Source organism: Pseudorhodoplanes sp. (assembly GCF_035565795.1).
Classification (GTDB): Bacteria; Pseudomonadota; Alphaproteobacteria; order Rhizobiales; family Xanthobacteraceae; genus Pseudorhodoplanes.
In genome coordinates this window covers 1-4,885 of record NZ_DATMRV010000265.1, presented here as the reverse complement: position 1 = coordinate 4,885, position 4,885 = coordinate 1, and the positions used below count along the sequence as shown (strand labels likewise).

Genomic DNA, 4,885 nt, shown 5'->3' with positions numbered 1-4,885 from the left:
GCCAGTCCGTCACTTCCGACTTGAACCGGGCAGTGAACATATCGACGCTGGTGCGGTCATTGTCGGTTTGCACGCCATAGAACAGCTCGCGCGGCACCCCGTATTCCGGCAACGGCTTCCCGATAGGGCTACCGTTAAGCGTATGCTGCACGATCGGCGTGCCCATATCCGGCCTGCGATGGCCACTCTGATGCAGGTAGTTGAGCGTCAGTGTCGTCTTGGTGCCGAGACCGAGACCGAGCGAAGCAAGGACACCCCAACGGTCGCTGAACAGATTGTCCCGACCGACGATGTCCTGATCGTGGACCATACCTACGATACGCATCGCAGAGGTCTGTCCGATCTGCTGATTGATGTCGACGACGCTACGACCATACGGACCGGTGCCGACGAGACCCTCGACATCCACAAAGCTTCCGAGCTTTGCCTTCTTCTGCTCGAGGTTGATGGCGCCGCCGGTCGTGCCGTAGCCGAAGCTTTCGGAAGACGGGCCTTTGAACACCTGAACCTGTTCGGTTGCGAACGAGTCGCGGATGTAGCTGCCGAAGTCGCGCAGGCCATCGACATAGACGTCACTCTTGGCCTGGAAACCGCGGATGCGGAACTGGTCGCCGTTCTGACCGCCGCCGCCCTCGCCAGAGCTTGCGGTCACGCCGGGTACGTTGCGCAGAGCTTGATCGATCGTGGTGACACCCTGTTCCCGCATCGTCCGTTCGGTGACGACGTTGACGATCTGAGGCGTGTCCATGACCGTGCCAGGAAGTCGACCGAGGCCGGTTGACGTCTGCAGCGTGTTCGCGGGGCCGCCTTCGAATGCACCGGATTGCTGGACCTGCGCTGGCTCGGTCGGTGCTTCGACCGGCGGAGTGCGTGTAACGGCGCGTCCCGTTCCGCCGCCGCGTTGCACGTCGATCTGCGGCAGCGTTTGTTGCGCAATTGCATTGGTGGCAAGGAAAGCAGAAGCGAGTCCAATCGCAGCGTGAACTGCAGGCTTGCGCGCGCTCGAACGAATACCGACATGCCGCGCATCACGAAGCGAAAGCACATGCGTTGCATCGAACTCACTGCATCCGTTTCGTGCTGACGCCGCCTCTCTCATCACCCCAGTCATGTCCCCAAAAGCCCCCTGCTTAGAACCAGTCAAAACTTGTTATAGTTCAGTGGTTTAGCTAACGGGAATCGCGATCCGGCGAGAAATGAGATTCAGGAATACCTGCTCATTCTCGAATTAGAGCGACTCGCAACTACGGCTCGATTGCGAGCATCACCAATCGCTTCGCGGCATGAGCCGCTCAATTCAGACTCTCATTGGAAAAACTAAAAACTATCGCTGTTGATTTCTCTTTCTGATTCGTCATTGAACAGTGGGAGCGCATCGCGGCCATGTCACTTGCGCCGCATCACAATCACCGCGCGGCGACGCCGCGCGAAGGACACGACATGAATTTGCATTTTCGATCGCTCACAGCGGCGGCGCTGTCATTGATGTTGTCTGCCCCGCACTTTTTAGCGATTGCGCAAGTGCCCGCCGAGCAGCAACCAGCGGCGGCCTCCAGTGCGGCTGCCGCCCCCGTGACTTCAGCACCGTCTGCTCCTGTGCCCAACGCCGCCGCGACGCCCTCGCCTGCAAATGCGCCCTCGGCGGAAACTCCCGCGAATGAGACGCCGGCGATCTCCGGATCCGAACCAGCAATGAGCCAATCGCAAAAGCCCGGCACCATCCCCGCTCAAATGCTGCCGCACGATCTGACGCCCTGGCAGATGTTCCTCGATGCCGACATCGTGGTGAAAGCCGTCATGCTGGGGCTGGCATTCGCGTCGATGGTCACCTGGACGATCTGGTTCGCCAAGAGCCTCGAATTGCGATTCGAAAAGCGTCGTGCCCGTCAGAAAAACCGCTGGCTGGAACGCGCTGCCTCGCTCGACGAGGCCGAGCGGCACTTCAACAAGGAGAAGGATCCGGTCGCGAGGCTGGTGCGTGCGGCAGCCCATGAACTCGAGCTATCTCGAGCCTTGCCGAAGGACGGCGTGAAAGAACGAATCGTCTGGCAGCTTGAACGTGTCGAAGCGACGGCGAGCCGGCGTATCGGCAACGGAATGGGCATTCTTGCGACGATCGGTGCGATTTCGCCGTTCGTCGGATTGTTCGGCACCGTATGGGGCATCATGAACAGCTTCATCGGCATCTCGAAGGCGCACTCGACCAGCCTTGCCGTCGTTGCGCCCGGCATTGCCGAGGCCCTTCTTGCCACGGCCATCGGTCTGGTCGCAGCGATCCCTGCCGTCGTGATCTACAACATGTTCACGCGGTCGATCGGCGGCTACAAACTGATTCTCGGCAATGCCTCGGCTAACGTGCTGCGCCTCGCCTCGCGTGATCTCGATCGCGCCGGACTTCCGCTGCGCCAGGCCGCGGAGTGATCGATGGCCGTTCATTTCGCAAAGGATGACGATGACGTCGAAACCCATGACATCAACGTCACGCCCTTCATCGACGTCATTCTCGTTCTCCTGATCATCTTCATGGTGGCGGCGCCGCTGGCAACCGTCGACATTCCCGTCGAACTTCCAAGCTCGACGGCAGAGCGGACGCGCAGGCCCGACAAGCCCGTATTCCTGACCATCAAATCCGATCGGTCGCTCGCGATCGGTGAAGAAATGATTACGCGAGAGAGTCTTCCGGTCGCGCTCAGCACGGCGACCAAAGGCAAGCGGGACGAACGCATCTTCGTGCGCGCCGACCGGGCGGTCAGCTACGGCGACGTCATGGAGGTAATGAACATGCTGAGGTCGGTCGGGTACCCGAAAATAGGCCTCGTCGGACTGGAAGCGCGAGACGAGCGCAAATGAACGCTGCGATCGCATGGGTCGCGGGGCTCGACCATGACGATGAACTCCATCTGGGGCGATGGGTGGCAGCGATCGCATTCGTGATCTGCGCGCATGCCGTCCTCGCTGCGCTCTATTTGTACGTGCAACCCGAAGCCGGCATCACCGGAGCCGACGTGCCCGCGCTGATGATCGAGTTCGCACCGGAAGCCGCCGCCCCCGAAACCGAATCCGATCTGGCGCCCGGACCCGAAACGTTCGATTCCCAGGCAACACTTCAGCCTGAAGTGAAGCAGCAGGCTGCTGAAGAGCCCGTGATCGAACTGCCGCCCGTACCGACGCCCGAACCCGACATCGTCCTTCCGCCGAAGAAGGAAGAAGTCGTCGAGAAGCAGGACGTCCCGCAGCCCAAGCCGCCGGAGCCCGTCGAGAATCCGAGCCCGCAACAGGTGCAGTCGGTCAGACAGCCGACCTCGAATCCGAAGGTCGAGAAGCGCGCCGAAAAGCCGGTTGCACCGCAGGCCGGCACGACAGCCTCACGCAATGCGATGGCCAATTACGCTTCGACGCTCAGCGCACATCTTCAGCGCTTCAAGCGACCGGCGAAGGCACGCGGGACCGCGGTCGTGACTTTCACCGTCAGCCGCAGCGGCAAGGTCGTGTCGCGCAACATTGTCCGCTCTTCCGGATCATCTGCAGTCGACGACGAGGCCTTGGCCCTGATCGCGCGAGCCCAGCCCATGCCGCCCTTTCCTCCTATCGTGACGCAGGACGAGGAGGTGTTCGTTCAGGCGATACGGTTCCGCTGACCGCGTCCGCGGAACCGCTTGCGGCGCCTGTAGCATCAACTCCGATCAGAGACCCCATCGGTTCTGGGCGGACACCTGTTCCGCCGCGGGCGGAGCGGTCTCGAAGGATTTCTTCCCGAAGATTTTTCCCCAGAGCGAATCCTCCTCCGACGGGCGAGTTGCGGGCGGACTCAGCGCAGGCTCGGGCGATTGCGGCGCCGGCGTTGCGAGCCGATTCACGAGGTCCGTGAAACCGGCCCTGATCATCTGCTCCAATGTGCCGTCTCGCTGCTCCAGATAGCTCTTCAACCGCACGAAATCCTCACCAGGCAGTTCAAGCCGCAGCATGTCGATCGAGCGCCGCAGATCCTGCGATTGTTGATTGACCGAAAGGGACACCTGATCGAGGGCCCTTTCGATATCGAGCGTCGACGCGCCGTGCCGCCTTTCGCCGCGTATCAGTTGCGCAGCGGACGAATCCGCAGGCAAGCGATCCAGCGCGGTCAGCAGATCGTCCACAGAGACTTCCTGATTGTCCCGATTGCGCGCGAGATCCTGAGCAAGCGTGACAATCGCGTTGAACTCCTCGGAGAGGCTCGGCAGAGCGCCGCCGGACGAGCCTCGTTCAACGTCCATCAGCGCGAGCATGGCCGCACGAAACGCACGGTCGATGTCCATCTTGCGTAGCTCGAACTGACGGCTCGCGTTCGGAATGAGCGTCATCGCGAGGATCAGGTGTGCTGCGGACACGGTCCCGTGGTTGAACTCGCGCGCGAGCTTTGTCGTCTTGTGCAGGCAGTCCGACGCGGACTTGGTGCAACCGCTGATCTTCGCGTCTGCATGCGGGACCGGCAGCGCGTCGCTTCCACGATTGCCAACGCTCTCCGGCTCGACAACCTGCCCGTCGATATACGGCGATTGATAGGTGTTCATTGCCGCCTCCCCTCATGGCCTCACCGCATTTGAGACGCAGTTACGCAGCGCGTTCGGCCTGCGACGCATGCCGGTCGCCGCCGTCTTCGGTCGCGTGACCGTAAGAAGTCCCTTGCGGCTCGCGCGAAGGCGGCGACACGGATTGGGCCATCAATTGCGCAACGCTGTCCGCAAGCGACGGCACCGGCCTCGCCTCTGGCTGAGTGAAATCCGGCCGGACGGGCAATCGCTCGTCCTCCGTCGCGGCCGCCATGGCCGTCGCAGGAGCCTCAACATCGGCGTGAACAGGGGCGTGAACAGGATTGTCGCTGTCGCGCGGGGCCACGTTCGCGGCG

General features: G+C 61.9%; 6 protein-coding genes. 3 read left to right on the top strand and 3 right to left on the bottom strand.

Annotated features, from left to right (window positions below; translation table 11 throughout):
- Window positions 1-1,045, bottom strand: a 1,045-nt coding sequence (locus tag VNZ93_RS23900) for a TonB-dependent receptor (protein ID WP_325711413.1), incomplete at its 3' end; no start/stop codon positions are given.
- Between the two features lie 647 nt (window positions 1,046-1,692).
- On the opposite strand from VNZ93_RS23900, the gene exbB reads away from it, so the two are divergent.
- The 3 genes from exbB to VNZ93_RS23885 are packed head-to-tail and all read left to right on the top strand — an operon-like array spanning window position 1,693 to window position 3,638.
- The gene (exbB, locus tag VNZ93_RS23895) at window positions 1,693-2,421 is read left to right on the top strand and encodes a tonB-system energizer ExbB (protein WP_325711411.1); all 729 of its coding nucleotides are present in this window, start codon (window positions 1,693-1,695) and stop codon (window positions 2,419-2,421) included.
- Window positions 2,422-2,424: 3 nt separating this feature from the next.
- Window positions 2,425-2,850 carry a TonB system transport protein ExbD gene (exbD, locus tag VNZ93_RS23890; protein WP_325711408.1) on the top strand — a complete coding sequence of 142 codons (426 nt, stop codon included), beginning with the start codon at window positions 2,425-2,427 and terminating at the stop codon, window positions 2,848-2,850.
- A complete protein-coding gene (locus tag VNZ93_RS23885; RefSeq protein WP_325711405.1) occupies window positions 2,847-3,638 on the top strand; it encodes an energy transducer TonB in 792 nt (263 codons plus the stop codon). Before exbD ends, VNZ93_RS23885 begins: the two co-directional genes overlap by 4 nt.
- Before the next feature lie 45 nt (window positions 3,639-3,683).
- On the opposite strand, the gene VNZ93_RS23880 is transcribed toward VNZ93_RS23885, so the two are convergent.
- Both VNZ93_RS23880 and VNZ93_RS23875 read right to left on the bottom strand, forming a co-directional pair.
- Window positions 3,684-4,550 (bottom strand): Clp protease N-terminal domain-containing protein, encoded by an 867-nt coding sequence (locus tag VNZ93_RS23880; protein WP_325711402.1) that lies wholly within the window; start codon window positions 4,548-4,550, stop codon window positions 3,684-3,686.
- Between the two features lie 40 nt (window positions 4,551-4,590).
- On the bottom strand, window positions 4,591-4,885 hold a 295-nt coding region (locus tag VNZ93_RS23875), incomplete at its 5' end, for a hypothetical protein (protein WP_325711399.1).

Coding starts and splice junctions, on each gene's coding strand:
- VNZ93_RS23885 (WP_325711405.1), top strand. CDS start 2,847: ATGAACGCTGCGATCGCATGGGTCGCGGGGCTCGACCATGACGATGAA.
- exbB (WP_325711411.1), top strand. CDS start 1,693: ATGAGCCAATCGCAAAAGCCCGGCACCATCCCCGCTCAAATGCTGCCG.
- VNZ93_RS23880 (WP_325711402.1), bottom strand. CDS start 4,550: ATGAACACCTATCAATCGCCGTATATCGACGGGCAGGTTGTCGAGCCG.
- exbD (WP_325711408.1), top strand. CDS start 2,425: ATGGCCGTTCATTTCGCAAAGGATGACGATGACGTCGAAACCCATGAC.